Origin of the sequence: Enterobacter sp. CGMCC 5087, from assembly GCF_003144775.1 — a bacterium.
Classification (GTDB): domain Bacteria; phylum Pseudomonadota; class Gammaproteobacteria; order Enterobacterales; family Enterobacteriaceae; genus Enterobacter; species Enterobacter cloacae_M.
On the sequence record NZ_QFXN01000042.1, the window covers coordinates 1 to 20,462 of the forward strand.

The 20,462-nt window shown below is 56.4% G+C and carries 20 protein-coding genes; 5 read left to right on the forward strand and 15 right to left on the reverse strand.

What is annotated here, in order from left to right:
* Positions 1–76: 76 nt before the first annotated feature.
* Positions 77–469: a cell division activator CedA gene (cedA, locus tag DEO48_RS03865; RefSeq protein WP_309136789.1), complete on the reverse strand. Its 393-nt coding sequence runs from the start codon at positions 467–469 to the stop codon at positions 77–79.
* 50 nt (positions 470–519) lie between these two features.
* On the opposite strand from cedA, the gene katE reads away from it, so the two are divergent.
* Positions 520–2,769, forward strand: coding sequence for a catalase HPII (gene katE, locus DEO48_RS03870; RefSeq protein ID WP_109844415.1), 2,250 nt, complete (start codon positions 520–522; stop codon positions 2,767–2,769).
* 102 nt (positions 2,770–2,871) lie between these two features.
* On the opposite strand, the gene chbG is transcribed toward katE, so the two are convergent.
* The 7 genes from chbG to osmE form a co-directional block, all read right to left on the reverse strand.
* On the reverse strand, positions 2,872–3,621 hold the full coding sequence (chbG, locus tag DEO48_RS03875; RefSeq protein ID WP_109844416.1) for a chitin disaccharide deacetylase: 750 nt from the start codon (positions 3,619–3,621) through the stop codon (positions 2,872–2,874).
* 11 nt (positions 3,622–3,632) lie between these two features.
* Entirely contained in the window at positions 3,633–4,988 is a 1,356-nt protein-coding gene (locus DEO48_RS03880; protein WP_109844417.1) for a 6-phospho-beta-glucosidase, read from the reverse strand.
* 109 nt (positions 4,989–5,097) lie between these two features.
* Positions 5,098–5,940 carry a transcriptional regulator ChbR gene (chbR, locus tag DEO48_RS03885; RefSeq protein WP_071789366.1) on the reverse strand — a complete coding sequence of 281 codons (843 nt, stop codon included), beginning with the start codon at positions 5,938–5,940 and terminating at the stop codon, positions 5,098–5,100.
* Between the two features lie 5 nt (positions 5,941–5,945).
* Complete coding sequence (gene chbA, locus DEO48_RS03890) at positions 5,946–6,293, reverse strand: PTS N,N'-diacetylchitobiose transporter subunit IIA (protein WP_023311284.1); 348 nt, start codon at positions 6,291–6,293, stop codon at positions 5,946–5,948.
* Between the two features lie 47 nt (positions 6,294–6,340).
* Entirely contained in the window at positions 6,341–7,699 is a 1,359-nt protein-coding gene (chbC, locus tag DEO48_RS03895; protein WP_023311283.1) for a PTS N,N'-diacetylchitobiose transporter subunit IIC, read from the reverse strand.
* 79 nt (positions 7,700–7,778) lie between these two features.
* On the reverse strand, positions 7,779–8,096 hold the full coding sequence (chbB, locus tag DEO48_RS03900) for a PTS N,N'-diacetylchitobiose transporter subunit IIB (RefSeq protein ID WP_008500676.1): 318 nt from the start codon (positions 8,094–8,096) through the stop codon (positions 7,779–7,781).
* Between the two features lie 281 nt (positions 8,097–8,377).
* A complete protein-coding gene (osmE, locus tag DEO48_RS03905; protein WP_010430142.1) occupies positions 8,378–8,722 on the reverse strand; it encodes an osmotically-inducible lipoprotein OsmE in 345 nt (114 codons plus the stop codon).
* Positions 8,723–8,954: 232 nt separating this feature from the next.
* Here osmE and nadE point away from each other — a divergent pair, with 232 nt between their 5' ends.
* Positions 8,955–9,782 carry an ammonia-dependent NAD(+) synthetase gene (gene nadE / locus DEO48_RS03910; protein ID WP_023311282.1) on the forward strand — a complete coding sequence of 276 codons (828 nt, stop codon included), beginning with the start codon at positions 8,955–8,957 and terminating at the stop codon, positions 9,780–9,782.
* Positions 9,783–9,948: 166 nt separating this feature from the next.
* Entirely contained in the window at positions 9,949–10,839 is an 891-nt protein-coding gene (gene cho, locus DEO48_RS03915; protein WP_181366959.1) for an excinuclease Cho, read from the forward strand.
* Here cho and ves read toward each other — a convergent pair.
* From ves to DEO48_RS03950, 7 genes are all read right to left on the reverse strand, one after another.
* Positions 10,817–11,374 (reverse strand): environmental stress-induced protein Ves, encoded by a 558-nt coding sequence (gene ves, locus DEO48_RS03920; RefSeq protein WP_109844418.1) that lies wholly within the window; start codon positions 11,372–11,374, stop codon positions 10,817–10,819. The genes cho and ves overlap by 23 nt on opposite strands.
* Before the next feature lie 297 nt (positions 11,375–11,671).
* A complete protein-coding gene (spy, locus tag DEO48_RS03925) occupies positions 11,672–12,166 on the reverse strand; it encodes an ATP-independent periplasmic protein-refolding chaperone Spy (RefSeq protein ID WP_023311279.1) in 495 nt (164 codons plus the stop codon).
* Between the two features lie 338 nt (positions 12,167–12,504).
* Positions 12,505–13,470, reverse strand: coding sequence for a succinylglutamate desuccinylase (gene astE, locus DEO48_RS03930; protein WP_109844419.1), 966 nt, complete (start codon positions 13,468–13,470; stop codon positions 12,505–12,507).
* A gap of 10 nt (positions 13,471–13,480) precedes the next feature.
* Positions 13,481–14,806 (reverse strand): N-succinylarginine dihydrolase, encoded by a 1,326-nt coding sequence (astB, locus tag DEO48_RS03935; protein WP_109844420.1) that lies wholly within the window; start codon positions 14,804–14,806, stop codon positions 13,481–13,483.
* Positions 14,793–16,280, reverse strand: coding sequence for a succinylglutamate-semialdehyde dehydrogenase (gene astD, locus DEO48_RS03940; RefSeq protein WP_109844421.1), 1,488 nt, complete (start codon positions 16,278–16,280; stop codon positions 14,793–14,795). Before astD ends, astB begins: the two co-directional genes overlap by 14 nt.
* The gene (gene astA / locus DEO48_RS03945; protein ID WP_023311275.1) at positions 16,277–17,311 is read right to left on the reverse strand and encodes an arginine N-succinyltransferase; all 1,035 of its coding nucleotides are present in this window, start codon (positions 17,309–17,311) and stop codon (positions 16,277–16,279) included. The genes astD and astA overlap by 4 nt, the downstream gene beginning before the upstream one ends.
* The gene (locus tag DEO48_RS03950; protein WP_029742016.1) at positions 17,308–18,528 is read right to left on the reverse strand and encodes an aspartate aminotransferase family protein; all 1,221 of its coding nucleotides are present in this window, start codon (positions 18,526–18,528) and stop codon (positions 17,308–17,310) included. The genes astA and DEO48_RS03950 overlap by 4 nt, the downstream gene beginning before the upstream one ends.
* A gap of 433 nt (positions 18,529–18,961) precedes the next feature.
* On the opposite strand from DEO48_RS03950, the gene xthA reads away from it, so the two are divergent.
* Together xthA and DEO48_RS03960 are read left to right on the forward strand one after the other, a co-directional pair.
* On the forward strand, positions 18,962–19,768 hold the full coding sequence (gene xthA, locus DEO48_RS03955; RefSeq protein ID WP_045401521.1) for an exodeoxyribonuclease III: 807 nt from the start codon (positions 18,962–18,964) through the stop codon (positions 19,766–19,768).
* 6 nt (positions 19,769–19,774) lie between these two features.
* Complete coding sequence (locus DEO48_RS03960) at positions 19,775–20,458, forward strand: TVP38/TMEM64 family protein (protein ID WP_109844422.1); 684 nt, start codon at positions 19,775–19,777, stop codon at positions 20,456–20,458.
* The last annotated feature ends 4 nt before the right edge of the window (positions 20,459–20,462 follow it).

Consider the following 20,462-nt stretch of genomic DNA (forward strand, 5'->3'; position numbering starts at 1 on the left):
AGACGACGCCGAGCTGGCGCACCGTTAATCTCGGTAGAAATAAAAAAACCGCCTGATGGCGGTTTTTTTATGGCTGTTATTCTTCAACCTCTTCATCCTGGCGGATCTGCATCGCCCACCGCTGCGCTGACTCCGGCACCGTAAACGTGGGCGAGCGGCGGAAATGTTCGCCGATCAGCACGAAGGCCACGTATTTCCCCCGAAGCTGCCAGACATCGCGAAAACCCTCCACTTTCAGGGCATGGTCAGGCGGCGCGGGCTCAACGCGGGGCACATAGCTAATAACCTGGCGGTTTTGTTGACGAAGAGGTTTCATAAGCGACTGGTTCACTAAAGCAAATTCTTGAAGCAGGAAAATTCTATGATAGCCGATCCTGCTGCCTTCCGTCGCGCTCCGAGTGGGTGGGATGGCTCCTTTCGTTAATGACGGCATGTGAAAACTCTTAGTTCGCGAGCCATCTCGCGACATTGTTCTATCCTTAATAGGGTTTTTAGCAATGGATAAAGGAGAAGCGTGCAATGTCGAACAAAGATAAAACTCATCAATCACCGATTCATGGCACTGAGGAATCTCAACCGGGTATGGACTCTCTCGCCCCTGCTGACGGCTCTCACCGCCCCTCACCTGGCCCTTCAGCACCGGGCGAACAGCCTACCGCACCGGGAAGCATGAAATTGCCGGAGACGGGAAACGAGAAGCTGAAATCGCTTGAGCCGCACCGCAAAGGCGGCGAAGGTTTTGCACTGACCACCAATCAGGGCGTGCGCATTGCTGACGATCAGAACTCCCTTCGCGCAGGCGCGCGCGGGCCAACCCTGCTGGAAGATTTTATCCTGCGGGAAAAAATCACCCATTTCGACCACGAACGGATACCGGAACGCATCGTCCACGCGCGCGGTTCCGCTGCGCACGGCTACTTCCAGCCCTACAAGAGTCTGAAAGACATCACCAAAGCGGACTTCCTCTCTGACCCGGATAAAATTACCCCGGTGTTTGTGCGCTTCTCCACCGTGCAGGGCGGCGCGGGGTCAGCAGATACGGTTCGGGATATCCGCGGCTTTGCCACCAAGTTTTATACCGAAGAGGGTATTTTCGATCTGGTGGGCAATAACACCCCGGTGTTCTTCATTCAGGATGCGCATAAATTTCCTGACTTTGTCCATGCGGTAAAACCGGAGCCCCACTGGGCCATACCGCAGGGACAAAGTGCGCACGACACCTTCTGGGACTATGTTTCCCTGCAGCCTGAAACCTTACACAACGTGATGTGGGCGATGTCAGACCGCGGCATCCCGCGCAGCTACCGCACCATGGAAGGGTTTGGTATCCATACCTTCCGCCTGATCAATGCCGAGGGGAAAGCCACGTTTGTGCGCTTCCACTGGAAGCCGGTGGCGGGCAAAGCCTCGCTGGTGTGGGACGAGGCGCAGAAGCTGACCGGACGCGATCCGGACTTCCATCGCCGCGAGCTGTGGGAGTCAATTGAAGCGGGCGATTTCCCGGAGTACGAGCTGGGTCTGCAGCTCATTCCGGAAGAGGACGAATTTAAGTTCGATTTCGACCTGCTTGACCCGACGAAGCTGATCCCGGAAGAGCTGGTGCCGGTACAGCTGGTGGGTAAAATGGTGCTCAACCGCAACCCGGATAACTTCTTCGCCGAAAACGAACAGGCCGCATTCCACCCGGGGCATATCGTGCCGGGGCTGGACTTCACCAACGATCCGCTCCTGCAGGGACGGTTGTTCTCGTACACCGATACGCAGATCAGCCGTCTTGGCGGGCCGAACTTCCACGAAATCCCGATTAACCGCCCAACCTGCCCGTACCACAATTTCCAGCGCGACGGGATGCACCGTCAGGATATTGATACCAACCCGGCTAACTATGAGCCGAACTCGATCAACGATAACTGGCCGCGCGAAACGCCGCCGGCGCCGAAACGCGGTGGATTCGAATCGTACCAGGAGCGTATCGACGGCAATAAAATTCGCGAGCGCAGCCCGTCGTTCGGCGAGTATTACGCCCACCCTCGCCTGTTCTGGAACAGCCAGACGCCGATTGAGCAGCAGCACATCATCGGCGGCTTCAGCTTTGAGCTGAGCAAAGTGGTGCGCACCTACATCCGCGAGCGCGTGGTCGATCAGCTGGCGCGCATTGATATTCAGCTCGCCCAGAGCGTTGCGGATAACCTGGGCATCACGCTGACCGACGAGCAGCGCAACCTTGCCCCGCCGAAAGAGGTTAACGGCGTGAAGAAAGATCCGTCGCTGAGTCTGTATGCCGTGCCGGGTGGCTCGATTAAAGGCCGCGTGGTCGCCATCCTGCTGAACGACAAAACCCGCGCCAGCGACGTGCTGGGGATTATGCAGGCGCTGAAAACCCAGGGCGTGCATGCGAAACTGCTTTATTCCCGCATGGGGGAAGTGACCGCCGATGACGGCTCCGTGCTGCCGGTGGCGGCAACCTTTGCCGGGGCGCCATCGCTGACCGTTGACGCGGTGATTGTGCCGTGCGGGGATATAGACAGCCTGCTGACCAACGGTGACGCGGTGTATTATCTGCTCGAAGCCTACAAGCACCTGAAACCGATCGCGCTGTCCGGCGACGCGCGACGGTTTAAGGCGCAGCTGAAGGTGGCCGATCAGGGTGAGGACGGCATTGTCGAGGGAGACAACGTTGATGACGCCTTTATGACGAAGCTGTTTGATTTGCTCGCTGCGCACCGCGTCTGGTCGCGCAGCAGTAAGATTGACCAGATCCCGGCGTAAAAAATACCCTCACCCCGGCCCTCTCCCACGGGAGAGGGAGAAAACAATAAAAACGGTAACCCAGGTTACCGTTTTGCTTTTACCTCGCCACCGGGCTTTGTCTCAAAGATCTCCGAACGTCCCCAACCGATACCCGCGCTCGGCAATAGCATACTTCAGCGACGCCGACGTCAGCACGTCCAGCTCCGCCAGGCGCGGCCAGCAGTAGGCGCTCTTACGTACGGTGTTATCGACAAAAGCAGGATGCGCCATGACCTCCAGCGATCGTTCCCCCCGCGCGGCGGAATCATCCAGCACCTTCAGGAACAGCGCTTCGTCGACCTCGTCGCCGTAAAATGCGCTGCTGAACCCCTCAGTGGTGGTCACGGCGCAGTCGGGCACGCCGTGCGCCTCCCTGTCCACGCGCATCGCCACGCCTTTACGCTGCGCAAACTCCGCGACAATCGGGAAAATCGCCGGGATCATATGCACGTGGTGATGGCTGTCGATGTGCGTCGGCGCCTTACCAAACGCGTCAATAAAGCGGTTGAACTGACGCTCCAGCTCGCGGGCAATCTCTTCGAGCGGCAGAGCGCCCTGCTCCGCCTGTTCCCAAATCCATTTGCCCAGCTGGCCGTCGCGCGTCAGGCCCGGCATTGGTGAAAGCGGCATCCCGAGCGTCAGCACAAAATGCATGCCGACGCCCAGCTCAGGCACCTCGCGGCTCAGCTGCGCCGCGTGTTCAACCGCCTCACCATTCACCAGTGCCGTGGTCGAGGTCACAACACCCCGGCGACAGGCTTCAATAATGCCGTAGTTCTGGCCTTTCGAGAGGCCAAAATCATCAGCATTAACGATCAGCAGGTTTTCCATTGTGCGTCCTCTCAGTGGTGTTTGAACTTCAGCTTCTCGATCGTGGCGGCAAAGTTCGGCAACCATTTTTCATGCGCCAGGATCATCTCGCCGGCCAGCTGCTCCGCATCGCGGTCGGAATGTACCAGCGGGCTGAGGTTCAGCGCCAGCAGCACGTCATTGAGCTCGCCGCTCAGCGCCGCGTTGCTTGCCGCCACTTCAAAGCCTTTGATGGTGTGGATCAGGCCCATGACCTTATCATCGAAGTGGGTGATGCGTGGATGCGGTTTAGCGCCATCGCGTCCCAGGATGCAGGTCATCTCAACCGCCCAGTCCGCCGGGATATTGTCGATATGGCCGTGGTGCGGCACGTTGACATAGTGCTCCGCCTGCTTGTCGTTGTAGATGGCGTTAATCACCTCGCACGCCGCATCGGAGTAGTAGGCCCCGCCGCGCTGCTCCAGCTCTTTCGGTTTGACGTTCAGGTTCGGATCTTTATACAAATCGAACAGCTGCTTCTCGACTTTCTGAACGATCTGCGCGCGCGCGCCGCCCTTATAGTACTCTCCCATTTCGATGGCCAGCATCTCTTTCTGCTTGAAGTAGTAAAGCAGGTACGAGCACGGCAGCAGGTTCAGCGAGCGGATCAGCCCTTCGCTGAACGGCAGGTCAAAGATGTTTTTCACCGATGCCGCCGTCAGGCGACCGGAAGCCACGCCGTCGAGCAGTTCGGCAAACCGTGATTTACCGTTCACGATCACGTCTTTAATGAATACCATGTGGTTCAGGCCGAACAGGTCGATGGAGAGATCGTCGCTGTCGGTCAGCGCCAGCACGTCGCGGATAAACATCTTCATGCCGATCGGAATGTTACAGACGCCGATAAAGCGTTTGAAACCGGTATGACGATAGACCGCCTCGGTCACCATCCCGGCCGGGTTGGTGAAGTTAATCACCCACGCGTTCGGGCAGACCTCCTGCACGTCTTTGACGATGTCGAAAATCACCGGGATGGTACGCAGGCCTTTGAACAGACCGCCCGCGCCGTTGGTCTCCTGCCCGAGATAGCCGTGGCTCAGCGGGATACGTTCGTCCAGCTCGCGCGCCTTCAGCTGGCCCACGCGCAGCTGGGTGGTGACGAAATCCGCATCTTTCAGCGCCAGACGGCGATCGAGGGTTTTATGCACGGTCAGAGGCACGCCCGCTTTCTCCACCATGCGCTGGCACAGGTCGAAAATAATATTCAGCTTTTCCTGACCTTCCTCAACGTCAACCAGCCATAATTCGCTGACCGGTAATTCATGATAACGTTTCAGAAAACCTTCAAGTAATTCCGGGGTATAGCTGCTGCCGCCACCAATGGTTACGACTTTTAATTTCTTCTGCATAATATCTCCCTTAGCGTATCAGGTTAATCGCCTGCAAGGTATAGCGTACTCTTCCCGCTATTTGGGCAAGCCATTAAAGCAATATTTGTGGCGGGTAATCCGCCGAAAGTTAATTAATTACCGTTAAATTCTTCCGGTAACTGTTCGGTGTGAATGAAGTCAATTTTTTAAAGGTCTTAATAAACAGGCTTGGACTACTGTATCCTGACTCGTAAGCAATATCGGTGACAGAGTAGTTGGTAATTTCCAGCTGTTTCTTTGCAAAATTAATGCGGATTTCATTAATAATTTGCACGGGTGTTTTACGATAATAGCGCTGCGTCGCGCGGGTCAGATATTCCTGGGATTTCCCCGACAGTGACACCATATTTTCCAGCGCATTTTCGCTGAACTGGCCTTTATCATGCATCAGCTCAACGGTGCTGCGCAGCCACTGTGGAATATCATCCGTCACCTGCTGCTCCTCACGATGATGGCGCAGCCGGTTCATCACGTAGAAGGTCACCGTTTCAATAAACTCATCAAATTCATTGTCGCGGAAGTTAAGCGAGGCGATAACCGTTTCAATCCAGGTCATAAACTCGTTTTTGACCCGATAGACCTGGGAGGCCACAAAGCAGAACGGCACCAGCGGCAGATAGTGCTTCTCAAAGAAGCGTCTGCTGACGCCCACGTTCAGAATACGGGTGGCACCAAATTCGTAAAAGCTCTGGTGATAAGACCCCATCGGCAGGAAGACAAAATCCCCTCGCTCAAGCAGGACGCGCTTACCGTTGATCTCCTGGTAGTAGCGGCCGGTCAGAACAATCGTGAACTCGTAGTAATCATGCTGGTGCAGACCGCTGGCGCTCTCCGTTTTGTTGTAGATAACCACGTGAAAATTTTTGCCGTTAAACAGCTGCTGTTCAAGTGCGGTTTTAATTTCCATCGTGCTGACCTCCTGCTGCGAAATCCGACTCAGTGCATTTTCTCGTGAAGCTCGATGAGCTCTGCCACCAGCTCACGCGCCAGCATCGAGGTCATCAGGTGATCCTGCGCGTGGACCAGCACCAGGCTGACCTTCATCTTCCCTTCGCCCTGATCGCCTTCAATCAGCTTTGTCTGCACCAGGTGCGCTTCGTTGAGCGCCGTGCGGGACTGGTCCATCATGGTTTTCGCGGCGGCGAAATCCCCCTGTTTAGCCTGCTTCAGTGCGGCATAGGCCAGGCTGCGGGCCTGTCCGGAGTTGATGATAAGCCCCATCACCACTTCTTCGAGATCGTTCTCGACGGCTTCGTCTGCGACAATACTATCCAAATCTAACATGTTTAAGCTCCTTGTGGCTGGCGCGGGCTTCCCCGCGCCGGTCAATCTTAGAATTTCAGTGAGAGGGCAATATCCTCTTCGCTCTCTTCTTCATCAATAATGGTGGCGGCTTTGTTGGCAATCGCCACGAAAGGCATGTACAGCAGGGTGGCAATCCCGAGGTTGAATATCGCCAGCAGGAAGGCTGCGACGCTGCCGTTGGTGTTGAAGAAGGCGCCCAGACCCGCCGGCATGGTCCACGGTGCAATGTTGGTGACCGGTGGAATGATGCCCATGTAATACGCCGTCAGGGTGATCGCGGCCAGCAGCGGCTGAATCAGGATGAACGGAATGAACATTACCGGGTTCATGATGATTGGCAGACCGAACAGAATCGGTTCGTTAATCTGGAAGATGCCTGATGGCAGCGCCAGCTTCGCGACCTGACGATAGTCAGCACGACGAGAGACAATAAAGACCGCGATGATCAGACCCAAGGTCGCCCCGGTACCGCCCAGGAAGATATAGGAGTCAAGCATCGGCTTCGCCCACACATGGAAGGTTTTACCCGCTGCCAGCGCCGCGTCAACGGAGCCGTACTGCTGGTAAAGCGCAACGTTTTCCAGTGCCCAGGGGGTCATAATCCCGCTGTCCAGCGCGGCCAGTGCCAGTGAACCATGCACGCCAAAGAACCACAGCAGAGAAGTGAAAATCACATACGCCCAACCGACCACACCACCCATCGACGCCAGCGGCGTAGAGATAGAGTCCATGATGATCTGGTGGAAGTTTGTGCCCCAGTGGGAGAGCGCCCAGGCGATAATCCCCATGATGGAGAGAATAATGAAGCCTGGAATCAACGCGGAAAATGAACGAGAAACGGAAGCCGGTACGCTATCCGGCAGGCGGATAACCCAGTTGCGGCGGATAATAAAGGTGAACATTTCTGCCACCACCAGGCCGATAACAATACCGGAGATGATGTTGGCCCCGCCCAGCCAGTTGGCACCAACGGCATAGGCTTCACCCACGCTGTAAGGCGTCACGGTCATAAAAGCGGCGACGGATAATAACCCGGCAGCCAGCGGATCCACTTTACGCTCTTCTGCCAGTGCCATCCCAATAAAGAAAGGCGCCATCAGCGACATAATCCCTAACGTACCGTTATAGACGTTGCCGCCAATGGCTTTAAAACCATTAAGGGTTTCAATAGTGGAAGCGTCTAACCGAATTCCTAATGAATAAAAGAAGGAACCTTCACCAAAGCTCAGAAAAACGTTGTTAATTAAAACGAACATGGCCCCGGCCAGCGTCAACGGCATTAATTTAATAAAGCCGTTTTTGATGGCATTAACGTGAGGCTGCTTTCCTATTTTAACAGCAAAAGGAAGGAGTACCTTTTCAAGTGAAGCGATGACTTTACTCATAGGAAAATACCCTTAAATGCCGTAACGCATGTTACGGCGTATTGTGTGTGAAATAACTCTTTGACGGGAAAAATAAAAATTAATTAGCAGCTTTTTTAATGGCTGCCACAGCAGCTTTAAGAACACCTAAACCATCAATTTTGCCGTAAAGCCCCGAATCGATCACTTCGACCGGTTTATTGGGTAACAGTCGTTGAATTTCGGGCAACATATAGGCAATTTGCGGCCCCAGTAAAACAACATCGGCTGTCTGGCCTTTTTCGCCCGCCAGCGTCTCTGGAAACGCTTCAATCACCACAGGGACTTCATACTTTTCAGCCTGCGCACGCATCTTTGACACCAGAAGCGACGTTGACATGCCCGCTGAGCAGAACAGGTAGATATGTTTCTTTTCCATCGTGATTTCCCTCTTATATAACTACCTGCCATCGCGCTATCACTCGACTCGCTGTCCCGGCAGACAGGTAGCTTGCGTACTGTTGTTTATCGTTGGAGTGAGTATACGCAATGGTACAGACAGGGGATAATTCTGGATAGACTCAAATTGTCTCTCATTGACCTGGCTTGTTGACTCCCTTCACATTTCGGGCAAATAATTCGCGCAAAGAAATAAGATTTTCTGATGCATAAAAAAACCGGCCCATGGGCCGGTTTGTTAACATCCTCAGGCAAGCAGGGTTACTGCGCCTTAGGTGCCTGCGGATCGGTGTCGTATTCAGCACAGGTCTGATAGCCGGAGTTGATCACATGACCGGTATCATCCAGGGCGACGAAGTAGGTTTCTGCCTTACCATCACGTTGACCCAGGATATAGGTCTGGCAGGTCCCTTTCGCATGAATCATGGTCACTTCAGAAGAAGGTTTACCGGCAATCGCAGCTACCTGCGAACGGGTCATGCCTTTTTTAACGTCTTTTACTACGGGCTGCGTAAACTGATCCTTGGTGCGATCGTAAGCCGTACACCCTGCCAGCATAGTCAGTACCGCCGCTGCGCTAAGAATTCCTGCTACGTTCTTGTTCATATTCCGTCCTCTTGTTTATCAGCGTGTTATCTAAGCATGGGATAAAAAGTACTATTGTTCAACTTTGTGGATTACGCCAGACGAATTTCGGAAAATTCTAATAAAACAACGATAACCTGCTAAATCGGCGCAAATTAGCGCACTCGAAACTGTGATCCTTGTCGTTTCTCGCCCAAAGGGTTAGTTTTAACAGCTAACACATTCTGTTTATGTACTGCATATGGAGGGCGTGATGGCTCTGCAACAAGAGATTATTCAGGCACTGGGCGCGAAGCCTACGGTAGATGCACATGAAGAGATCCGCCGCAGCGTGGATTTTTTAAAATCGTACTTAAAAAAGAACGCGTTCCTGAAATCCCTGGTGCTGGGCATCAGCGGCGGCCAGGACTCTACCCTGACCGGTAAACTCTGCCAGATGGCGATTTCAGAGCTTCGCGAAGAGACGGGCGATGAGAAACTGCAGTTTATCGCGGTGCGTCTTCCTTATGGCGTACAGGCGGACGAGCAGGATTGCCAGGATGCCATTGCCTTCATTCAGCCTGACCGCGTGCTGACCGTTAATATTAAGGGCTCGGTGCTGGCAAGCGAGCAGGCGCTTCGCGAAGCGGGCATTGAGCTGAGCGATTTTGTTCGCGGCAACGAGAAAGCCCGCGAACGCATGAAAGCGCAGTACAGCATCGCCGGGATGACCAAAGGCGTTGTCGTCGGCACCGACCACGCGGCAGAAGCGATCACCGGTTTCTTCACCAAATACGGCGACGGCGGCACCGATATTAACCCTATCTTCCGTCTTAACAAGCGTCAGGGTAAGCAGCTGCTGGCCGCGCTGGGCTGTCCTGAGCATCTGTATAAGAAAGCGCCGACAGCGGACCTTGAAGACGATCGCCCTTCCCTGCCGGATGAAGCGGCCCTTGGCGTCACCTATGACAACATTGATGATTATCTGGAAGGCAAAAAGCTGGATGAAGGTACCGCGAAAATCATCGAAGGCTGGTATCTGAAAACCGAGCACAAGCGCCATACGCCAATTACGGTGTTTGACGACTTCTGGAAAAAATAAAGCAAAGCGGTAACCAGGTTACCGCTTTTAATGTTTGCGCCCTCTCCCGTGGGAGAGGGTTGGGGTGAGGGCATCAGGCCGCACGTCCTGGCCGAGTAAGGCGTAGCCGCCACCCGGCTCTTTTTTAACCACCACACTCCTGCTACACTGTATACCTGAACAGTATATGGAGCAGTATGTGAGCAGGCGTCAATCCGCCCCGCGTCTTGAGTTTGAAGCGGCGGCTATCTACGAATATCCCGAACACCTTCGCCCCTGGCTTGAGGCGCTGCCTAAACAGCCGGGCGTGTATATCTTTCACGGTGAAAGTGACACCCTGCCGCTCTATATCGGCAAGAGCGTTAACATTCGCAGTCGGGTGTTATCCCATCTGCGTACGCCGGACGAGGCCGCCATGCTGCGTCAGTCGCGACGCATTACCTGGTTCCAGACGGCGGGAGAAATGGGGGCGCTGCTGCTGGAGGCGCGGTTGATAAAAGAACAACAGCCGTTGTTCAATAAGCGCCTGCGCCGCAACCGTCAGCTCTGCTCCCTGCAGATAAACGATGGCAAGCCGCAGGTCGTCTACGCGCGCGACGTCGATTTTTCTCATGCCCCGAATCTCTATGGGCTGTTTGCCAATAAACGCGCCGCGCTCCAGGCGCTGCAGACGCTGGCGGACGATTTACAGCTTTGCTACAGCCTTTTAGGTCTGGAGGCAACCACCCGCGGACGCGCCTGTTTTCGATCAGCGCTGAAGCGCTGCGCCGGTGCCTGCTGCGGGAAAGAGAGCGTTGAGGCGCATCACGCCCGGCTCCTCACCGGTCTGGCGGCCATCAGCGTAAACTGCTGGCCCTGGGAAAGCGCCGTTGCGCTAAAAGAAGTGGGCGAGGCAATGACCCAGTATCACATCGTCAACAACTGGCTCTGGCTGGGCGCTGTCGACGACATCAACGACGCGGCAACCCTGCTGCGCACGCCCGCCGGATTTGACCACGATGGCTATAAAATTCTCTGTAAACCGGTCCTGGCAGGAAAGTTTGAGATCATTGAACTCAATGACCCGGCAGCCACGTGATTTCGCTGAACAATAAGGTGCCATGAGCTTCCAGCAGACGCAGCGTATGGGTACCCTCCTCCCAGCTGGCGCCCTGATCGGCCGTCAGCAATTTATCACCCAGCTGCCACGCCCCGCTTAACACAAACACCACGCCCCCGCGTGAGCCAAAGGTGGTAAAGGTACGGTCAGCCACGCGCACCTTCGCCCGGCAGCAGTCGCGCCGGGTCATGATGTTGAAGTCCATCGCCATCCGCCCATCGGAAAGCAGCGCTTTCACCGGCAGATCGCCGGCAAAGCTGTAGGGCTGATGGTGCTTGAGGGTATGGGAGAATGCCTGACCGGCATCCAGCGTCACCTCCCCTCCTTCCAGCAAGGTAATCACCCGGTCGACGCCGGGAAACGAGGAAAATTCGCCGTTGCTGGCAATCGTCGCGATACTGGCGCGCCATTGAAAATCCCGCGTCGCGGGAGGGAAGCAGCAAATCTCACGCGTTTCGCCAGCACCATTGCGCCAGAGGCTGACCGGCATCTTACGGATATCAAAGAACTCCATCACCACTCCTGAATGGCACAACCCGTGCCAGGGCAAGGATATCGCTATCGTTGCTGTCTTGTTTGTTATCGTTGGGTATTCACAGAAACAGTATCGGCAGCAGAGCGGGCAGGCCTTAGCGGAACGTTAATAAAAATTCTAACGCCATGACTCTGCAAACATTCTCTGAAGCGACTACAGGAGGATACCGCGCTGGCGGCGGCAGGCAAGAGGGCAGGAAAGAAAAACCGCCGGTCCTGTCCACAGCGGTTGCGCTTTTGTGGACAGGATCCCGGCGGTCTTAAGAGTGTGAACCGTTTATTCGGTTGGTGCTGGCATTTTACCTTCCATCGCCGGACGTTCTGTCAGACGCTTCTCAAAATTCGCATTAAATTGTTTTTTCTGTTCCGGGGTCAGAATGTTGTAGATCTTGTTCTGGGTTTCCATGTGAGCCAGCATGCGGGCTTTGTGCTGCTCGGCCATTTTGTCGATCTGCGCTTCGGCTTTCGCCTTATCGAAGCTGTCGCTGGCGATGATGTCATGCATCGCACGGCGCTCTTCAAGCGGAGGACGTTTCATCTGGTCGCGTTCACCTTTTCTGATGTCGCGGATCTGCTGCTTCTGCGCATCCGTCAGGTTGAGATCCTTAAACATCATCATCTCGTTGTGCATACCCGGACCTTTATGATGCATCATCATTTTGCCTTCAGCAGGCGCGGCAGTCGTAGTGGTCGCAGTATCTGCGGCGAACGCCATGCTGGTAGCGCCCAGAGCCAGGGTAGAAGCAACAAACAGTGCAGTAAACTTACGCATAATTTATTTCCTTTCTTTCAGTTATTCTTCGGCGCTATGCCGTGTTGACGAGATTAACTTTACGGGATTTATCGTCAATTAGTCAGAGCAACGGTAAAACAATGAAAGTGTAAAAAACAAATTTTCGCCAAATGTGGAGGAAATAAGGATAAAGCGTGGAGAGTTGAAACAAAAAATACTCAATTCGATGATTTTAAAGAGATTTATCAGAAGTATAGCGAAGTGCAGATCAATAATAAAGCAATTCACCAGGAATATTCTGCAAAATAATCGCAAGCGCTTTAATCGTTAAGAAAAGTTTTTTACCTCCCCCTCCCGAATGATGAGAGGGGAAAGGTTCAGGATATTTTTTCCAGCATCAGCCCGGCCCGCAGGCCAAACGCGACGGTGGGGTTAGGGAATAAGACATACTCGGTAGTGTTCTGCACCTCGTAACGTTCCTCGCCATCCTCAGCCAGCAGCGCCCCTTTGCGGAACGGCGTGAAGTTCAGGGTGTGCGCGGCCATGTGGAGCTGGAAAGCATCGCTACGGCGCGTGATCTGCTGCACGACCCGATACCGCTCAACGGGCTGATGCGCGTGCTCGGGAGCCGTTCCTCCCAGCAGCGCCCGAAGGGCGAGATGCGTAGTCGCAAAGCGGGTCAGATCGTTCTGGCCGAACGGCAGCGCTTTTCCCAGCTCCAGCGTGCAGGCCAGCGCAGCGAAACGTTCACAGGTGAAATGGGTAAAGGTTCCGCCCGGCGACTGATGAAATACCAGCGCCTCCAGCCCGGCGTCACCCAGCCAGCTCAGGAACGCTTCATCCCACGGCTGATTGCGCTGCGGCAGAACGCCGAAGCGAACGTGGTAAGACGCGCGGATTGCCGTGTGCAGATCCAGATGCCAGCGCGCCGGCCCCGCGGCGGCAAAAAACGCGGTCACGACGTTCTCCAGCCACTCTGCCCGCGCCGTTTCATCGCTCTGCGGAAACTGCGACCAGCGGCCGCCGAACATGCGGTTAATGTCGCTCACCAGATACCGTTTGTTTTGCGCCAGCGCAGGGGGATTGCCGAGCACCACCAGCACGCGGCACTTTAGTTCGATCTCATTGCGGTACAGCGCACGCAGCAGCAGATCAACAATCTCAACGGGCGCGGTTTCATTCCCGTGGATACCCGTTGAAAGCAGCAGCGAGAGATCGCTTTTTACGGTCGGCGTCAGCTCAAGCACCCCGCGCCCCAGCCACCGCCAGCGAAATGAGGGGCCGTCCCCCTCTTTCTGTTCCGGCGTCTCATCGGCCAGGGTCAGCGCCAGTAAATTTTCCATATCCACTCCTTTAGCGCTGGAACGGGTAAACCGATCCCAGCTGCAGGATTGTCGATAACGCGTCCAGCGCCTCGCGTCCTTCACGCAGAAGCTGCGGGTCAACCAGATCCGCCTGCGTTAGCCGATCGCGATAGTAGCGATCGACCCAGTCATTCAGCCGCGTAAAGAGCGTATCGTTCATCATGACCGCGGGGTTCACCGCCCGCATTTCGTCCTGAGTCAAGACCACGCGCAGACGTAAACAGGCTGGCCCGCCGCCGTTGGCCATGCTTTCGCGCAGATCAAACACGCGCAGTTCGTCAATCGGGTTATCGGCCTTGACCAGCTCCGTCAGGTAGCACCACACGCCTTTATGATCCCGGGACTCCTGCGGCAGGACCAGCATCATGCTGCCATCGTCACGGCTCAGCAGTTGGCTGTTGAACAGATAGGTTTCTACCGCGTCCTGCACGCTCACCGCCTCCGTTGGCACCTGGATTGGCGTGAAGCCGCGCACGCGCTCATGCAGCGTGGCGAGCAGCTTCTCCTGATGGGCAAACGCCTGCTCGTGGCAGAACAGCACCTGGCGGTTAGAAACGGCAATCACGTCGTTATGGAACACGCCCTGGTCAATCACATGCGGGTTTTGCTGGGCAAAAACCACCTGGGAAGGATTGACCTGGTTCAGGCGGGCAACCGCCTGGCTGGCCGCCAGCGTCTGACGAGCAGGATAACGGGTTGGCGCGGCGTAGCCCCCCTCTTCTCGCCCATAGATAAACAGCTGCAGGCCCGGGTCGCAATAGTCGCCTCCCAGGCGGTTATGGTTAGCCGCGCCTTCGTCGCCAAACATCGCCACCTGCGGCAGAGCCTGATGCACCTCAAAATGGGCGTCATGGTTGAAAATGGCGCGAAGCACGCGCTCGGTGGTTTCCGCTTCGGTGGCGCGGTGGAATTTATTGTTCAGGTTCGCCACCGTCAGATGAACTTTGCCATCCAGCGTGTCGGCTGACGGTGCGACGGTCGCGGCGTTTGCCACCCACATCGAGGAGGCGGAGCTTGCCGCGGAGAGCAGATGCGGCGTCTGCGTACCCGCTTTTTCGACGACCTGCTCATCGGTACCGCTGAAGCCGAGCTGACGAAGGACAGCCACGTTCGGGCGTTCCTGCGGCGGGATCACCGCCTGCGGGAAACCGGCATCCGCCAGCGCCTTCATCTTCAGCAGCCCCTGCTTCGCCGCCAGCTTCGGGTTCGACACCTGAAAACGGTGCTTCGTCGAGGCTTCATTACCAAAAGAGAGACCGGCATAGTGGTGCGTCAGCCCCACCAGCCCGTCAAAGTTAACCTCACGCGCTTTCATGACGATCCCCTCCGGTAAAATCCAGCCCCGGGTTAAGCGTCTCCGGCAGCGTCAGCGCCGGGGTTTCCAGGCTCGCCATCGGCCACGCGCAGTAATCGGCGGCATACCACGCGCTGGCGCGATGGTTGCCCGACGCGCCTACACCACCGAACGGCGCGGTGCTCGCGGCCCCGGTCAGCGGTTTATTCCAGTTCACAATCCCGGCGCGCGCTTCCAGCAGCAGTTGGTCAAACTTCTCGCGATGCGGAGAAATCAGCCCGCTCGACAGGCCGTAGCGGGTGTTGTTCGCCATCGCAATCGCCGCATCGAAATCGTCGTAACGCCAGACGCACAGCAGCGGGCCAAAGACCTCTTCATCCGGCACGTTGCTTGCGCCGCTCATCTCTACGATGCCCGGCGTCAGCAGCGAGCTACCCGGCTGAACCTGCTTCGGCTCCAGCAGGGTTTTCGCGCCGCGCGCGACGTGGTCCTGCCAGGCCATAAGCACGTTCAGCGCGGCCTGTTCGGAAATCAGCCCGCCGATAAACGGCTGCGGGTCGGCATCCCATGCGGCAGGCACCAGACGCGCGCTCACTTCAACCAGACGCTTCAGGAAGGCATCCCCCTGTGCGCCCCGTTTCACAAGCAGGCGGCGGGAGCAGGTACAGCGCTGTCCGGCGGTAATAAAGGCAGACTGAATCGTCAGGTGCACCGCGGCGTCGATATCATCAGGGTCTTCCACAATCAGCGGGTTGTTGCCGCCCATCTCCAGCGCCAGGATTTTCTCCGGCTGCCCTGCCAGCTGGCGGTGCAGCTGATAGCCCGTACCGGCGCTGCCGGTAAACAGCAGACCGTCGATATCGCTCAGCGCGCTCAGCGCCTGACCGGTCTCCCGCCCGCCCTGCACCAGGTTCAGCACGCCCGGCGGCAGGCCGGCCTGTTCCCAGAGTTTGACCACCGCCTCGCCGGTGAATGGCGTGAGCTCGCTCGGTTTGAAGATGACGGTATTGCCCGCCAGCAGCGCAGGCACAATATGGCCATTCGGCAGGTGTCCCGGGAAGTTATACGGGCCAAATACCGCCAGCACGCCGTGCGGACGGTGGCGCAGCGTGGCCGCGCCGTCCGGCATCTCGGTATGCTGTTCGCCGGTGCGGGTGTGGTACGCCTTGATCGAAATGGCGATTTTGTTGATCATCGCCGTCACTTCGGTTGTCGCTTCCCAGCGCGGTTTACTGGTTTCAGACGCGATGATGCGCGTCAGTTCGGCCTTGTTTGCCTCCAGCAGCCCGGCAAACTTTTCAACAATTTCCTGGCGCACGGCGAAAGGCTGTTTTGCCCACGCCGGAAACGCGCGGCGCGCGGCACGGCAGGCTTGTTCCACCTGCGCGGCGCTGGCGTCATGCCCCTTCCAGAGCACCTCTTTTCCAACCGGATTGGTCTTTACGCGCTCTTCGCCTTCGCCCGTGACCCAGTCACCGTTAATCCATAATGTCATGCTGTTTTCTCCTCAGGGCAGAGACGCACCAGGCGAACCGTATCGCCGGCGTTACATTTCAGGGCATCCAGTTCTGCAGCCGTCAGCACCAGACGTTCACATTTCGGGTTGGTACGCACCAGCATGGCGCGGAAATTGGCGTAATTTTCGTTCGATACCAGACAGGCGGGCCAGTCACCCGGCGCGGGCTGACCTTCAGAGACCTCAACCAGACGGCTTTTACGGATCGCGCGCACGCGGTCGATATCGCACTCAAGCGTTGGGCCGCCGTCAAAGATGTCGACATAGTTCCGGTAGCGAAACCCCTCTTTCTCCAGCACCGCGCGGGCAGGCGCGGTCTGCGGATGGACTTCGCCAATCACCGCCTGCGCTTCCGGGCTGAGGAAATGGGTATAGATAGGATGCTTCGGCATCAGTTCGGCGATAAAGGCTTTCTGGCCGGTGCCGCAGAGATAGTCCGCCCGGCTGAACTCCATCGAGAAGAAGCGCTCGCCCAGGCTCTCCCAGAACGGCGAGTAGCCAGTGTCGTCGATCACGCCGCGCATCTCCGCGACCACTTTTTCGTTAAAGCGATCGCGGAAGGCGGCCATAAACATAAAGCGCGATTTGGAGAGCAGATAGCCGTTGCCCTCTTTGCGCCACGCCGGGTCGAGGAACAGCGTGCATAGCTCGCTGGCGCCCGTGTGGTCATTGCAGAGAAACAATGTGGGCAGCGCGTTATAAACGTTCAGCTCTTTCGAGGCATGAACCATGGTGCCGACGCGATAGTTGTACCACGGGTCGTTAAGCCCAACGGCCACTTCAATGGCGCAGATCCCGGCCACGGTCCCCGTGTCGGTGTCTTCCAGCACGAACACATACCCCTGTTCGCTTTTTGGCAACGTCCCCTGCCAGGTTTGCAGGGCGCGCTCAATGCGCGCCGACAGCGTTTTTTCATCGGCAGGAAGCGAGGTCAGCCCGCCTCCCGTCTTACCGGCAAGCTGCATGAGCCCGGCGAGATCGCCGCGCTCAACGGGACGGATGACCATCATGATGACACCCCGGATTTCACTTTTTCACACGCCAGCGCAAAACGGTCCAGACCGGTTTGCACCTCTTCCTCGCTGACGATCAGCGCCGGCGCAAAACGCACCACGTTGGCACCGGCAATCAGCACCATCACGCCCACTTTTGCCGCTTCCTGTGAAATAAGTTTAGCTTTTCCGGCAAACTCGGCGGTGAGCTCGCAGCCGATTAACAGCCCCAGACCGCGAATTTCTTTAAACAGTCCCGTTTTGCCGTTGATGGCATTCAGGCGCTCGACAAACCAGTCGTGACGCTGCTTAACGCCTTTCAGCACCTCAGGCGTGTTAATGATGTCGAGAACCTGCCCGGCAACGGCGGTGGCCAGCGGGTTGCCGCCGTAGGTGGTGCCATGGGTGCCCACGGTCATCACGCTGGCGAATTTATCGGTGGTCAGCGTCGCGCCAATCGGGAAGCCGCCGCCGAGCGCTTTGGCGGTCGAAAGCACGTCCGGCGTCACGCCGTAGTGCATATAGGCATACAGCTCGCCGGTGCGGCCCACGCCGGTCTGGACTTCGTCGAAAATCAGGACCGCGTTGTGGCGATCGCACAGCTCGCGCAGCCCCTGCAGGAAGGCTTTTTGCGCCGGAAGCACGCCGCCCTCGCCCTGCATCGGCTCGACGATCACCGCGCAGGTGGTGTCGTTAATCAGCTCGCTGGCGGACTGCAGATCGTTATAGATACCGTGGCGAATATCCGGCGGCAGCGGGGCAAAATCCTGCGAGTAGGAAGGCTGGCCGCCCGCGCTGACGGTAAAGAGCGTGCGCCCGTGGAAGGCGTTTTTAAACGCCACGATGCCGCTCTTGTGGGTACCAAATTTATCGTGCGCATATTTGCGCGCCAGCTTCAGCGCCGCTTCGTTGGCTTCCGCCCCCGAGTTACAGAAAAAGACCTTTTCGGCAAACGTCGCGTCGATCAGTTTTTTGGCCAGGCGCAGCGCGGGCTCGTTAGTAAAGCCGTTGCCGGTATGCCAGAACTTCGCCGCCTGGTCATTCAGCGCCTGACGCAGCGCAGGGTGCGCATGCCCCAGCGCGTTGACCGCAATCCCACCTGCAAAGTCGATATACTCTTTACCCTGCTGATCCCACAGGCGCGAGCCTTCCCCACGAACCGGAATAAAAGCCGCCGGAGCGTAAACCGGCATCATCCATTCATCGAAATTTTCACGCGTAATTGACAGAGACATAGCGACCTCATCCGGTAAATAAAAAGTTATTTGAATGTTAAATAATTGAGTGTTTGCACTGTGAATGTAGATTGCAGCCTTCGTGCCAGCCAGCGATAAAATTGCATAAACGGGTTGAGGTAACACAATATCAATAAGTTACAATATGGAGTTATTCACTTTTAGTGCATAAAAAGTGAATATTTTTACGACAAGCGGCGCTTTGCCGCATGAAAATCAGAAAGAGTATGCACAGGCCAAATATAATTCTGGAATTGTGATCGCTCGCGAAATTTATCGGTCATTTACGCCCTGTTTGAGGGCGATGCGCGTCAGAATGGTGCAAATATTGCACCACCGGCATTATCTGTCGCAGTTATTGGCCGAACCCGGTAACAGTTGACGCAAATTCTGCTACCATCCATGCACTATTCACCTTGCACTGGCAGCGACTATGAAATTTGTCTCTTTTAATATCAACGGCCTGCGCGCCCGCCCTCATCAGCTTGAAGCTATCGTTGAACAACATCAGCCAGATGTGATCGGCCTGCAGGAGACCAAGGTTCACGACGACATGTTCCCCCTCGAAGAGGTGGCTAAGCTCGGCTACAACGTCTTCTATCATGGGCAGAAAGGCCATTATGGCGTTGCGCTGTTGACCAAAGAGACGCCAGTTTCAGTCCGCCGCGGGTTTCCCGGCGATGACGAAGAAGCACAGCGCCGCATCATCATGGCGGAACTGCCTTCCCCGCTGGGGAACATCACCGTGATTAATGGTTACTTTCCCCAGGGCGAGAGCCGCGACCATCCGACCAAATTCCCGGCTAAAGCCAAGTTTTATCAGGATCTGCAGGACTATCTGACCACCGAACTGAACAAAGACAATCCGGTGCTGATCATGGGTGATGTGAATATCAGCCCGACCGATCTGGATATTGGCATCGGTGAAGACAGCCGCAAACGCTGGCTGCGTACCGGAAAATGCTCCTTCCTGCCGGAAGAGCGCGAGTGGATGCAGCGCCTGCTGGACTGGGGGCTGGTGGATACCTTTCGTACCGCCAACCCGGACACGCAGGATCGTTTCTCGTGGTTTGACTACCGCTCAAAAGGCTTTGACGACAACCGTGGCCTGCGTATCGACCTGCTGCTCGCCAGTTCACCGCTGGCAGAGCGCTGCATCGAAACAGGGATCGACTACGAGATCCGCAGCATGGAAAAACCGTCTGACCACGCGCCGGTGTGGGCTAAATTCAAGCTGTAATGACGCGTGAACATTCGAAAACTCGCTTTCCTGTGCGCCCTTCTGGGCGCATTTATTCTGACGTTTGTCATGCTTCCCCCAGGCACACTCTCCCTGGAAGGGATTAAAACCCACCAGCAGGCACTCCTCTCCCATGTTGACCACGCGCCGCTGCGAAGCGCGCTGATCTTTTTTGCGCTCTACGTGGCGGTTTCCGCCCTGTCGATCCCCGGCGCGGCTATCCTCACCCTGCTGGGCGGGGCGTTATTTCCCCTGTGGGAAGGCACTTTTCTGGTCTCGTTTGCCTCCACGCTCGGGGCGACGCTTGCGATGCTCGCCAGCCGTTATCTGCTGCGCGAATGGGTCCAGCGGCGGTTTGCTCAGCAGATGAAAACGGTGAACGCCGGTATGGCGCATGACGGCGCGGGCTATCTTTTTGCCCTGCGCCTGATGCCGCTGTTCCCGTTTTTCCTGGTGAATTTGCTGATGGGGCTGACCCGCATTGGCGTATATCGCTACTGGTGGGTCAGCCAGGTCGCCATGCTGCCCGCGACGGTGGTCTTTCTCAACGCCGGGCGCGAGCTGGGGAAAGTGGCGTCCCTGCGCGATATTTTGTCGCCGGGCATGCTAATCGCCTTTACACTACTGGGGTTATTGCCGCTGGCGACGCGCCGGCTGTTTTCCCGTTATCTCCCGTCTGTTAAAAAGTGAGGCA

Coding starts and splice junctions, on each gene's coding strand:
- chbB (WP_008500676.1), bottom strand. CDS start 8,096: ATGGAAAAGAAACATATCTACCTGTTCTGCTCAGCGGGCATGTCAACG.
- chbG (WP_109844416.1), bottom strand. CDS start 3,621: ATGGAAAACCTGCTGATCGTTAATGCTGATGATTTTGGCCTCTCGAAA.
- cedA (WP_309136789.1), bottom strand. CDS start 469: ATGTCGCGAGATGGCTCGCGAACTAAGAGTTTTCACATGCCGTCATTA.
- DEO48_RS03950 (WP_029742016.1), bottom strand. CDS start 18,528: ATGTCTCTGTCAATTACGCGTGAAAATTTCGATGAATGGATGATGCCG.
- astA (WP_023311275.1), bottom strand. CDS start 17,311: ATGATGGTCATCCGTCCCGTTGAGCGCGGCGATCTCGCCGGGCTCATG.
- astE (WP_109844419.1), bottom strand. CDS start 13,470: ATGGAAAATTTACTGGCGCTGACCCTGGCCGATGAGACGCCGGAACAG.
- xthA (WP_045401521.1), top strand. CDS start 18,962: ATGAAATTTGTCTCTTTTAATATCAACGGCCTGCGCGCCCGCCCTCAT.
- cho (WP_181366959.1), top strand. CDS start 9,949: ATGGAGCAGTATGTGAGCAGGCGTCAATCCGCCCCGCGTCTTGAGTTT.
- astB (WP_109844420.1), bottom strand. CDS start 14,806: ATGAAAGCGCGTGAGGTTAACTTTGACGGGCTGGTGGGGCTGACGCAC.
- chbC (WP_023311283.1), bottom strand. CDS start 7,699: ATGAGTAAAGTCATCGCTTCACTTGAAAAGGTACTCCTTCCTTTTGCT.
- nadE (WP_023311282.1), top strand. CDS start 8,955: ATGGCTCTGCAACAAGAGATTATTCAGGCACTGGGCGCGAAGCCTACG.
- spy (WP_023311279.1), bottom strand. CDS start 12,166: ATGCGTAAGTTTACTGCACTGTTTGTTGCTTCTACCCTGGCTCTGGGC.
- osmE (WP_010430142.1), bottom strand. CDS start 8,722: ATGAACAAGAACGTAGCAGGAATTCTTAGCGCAGCGGCGGTACTGACT.
- ves (WP_109844418.1), bottom strand. CDS start 11,374: ATGGAGTTCTTTGATATCCGTAAGATGCCGGTCAGCCTCTGGCGCAAT.
- DEO48_RS03880 (WP_109844417.1), bottom strand. CDS start 4,988: ATGCAGAAGAAATTAAAAGTCGTAACCATTGGTGGCGGCAGCAGCTAT.
- astD (WP_109844421.1), bottom strand. CDS start 16,280: ATGACATTATGGATTAACGGTGACTGGGTCACGGGCGAAGGCGAAGAG.
- chbA (WP_023311284.1), bottom strand. CDS start 6,293: ATGTTAGATTTGGATAGTATTGTCGCAGACGAAGCCGTCGAGAACGAT.
- katE (WP_109844415.1), top strand. CDS start 520: ATGTCGAACAAAGATAAAACTCATCAATCACCGATTCATGGCACTGAG.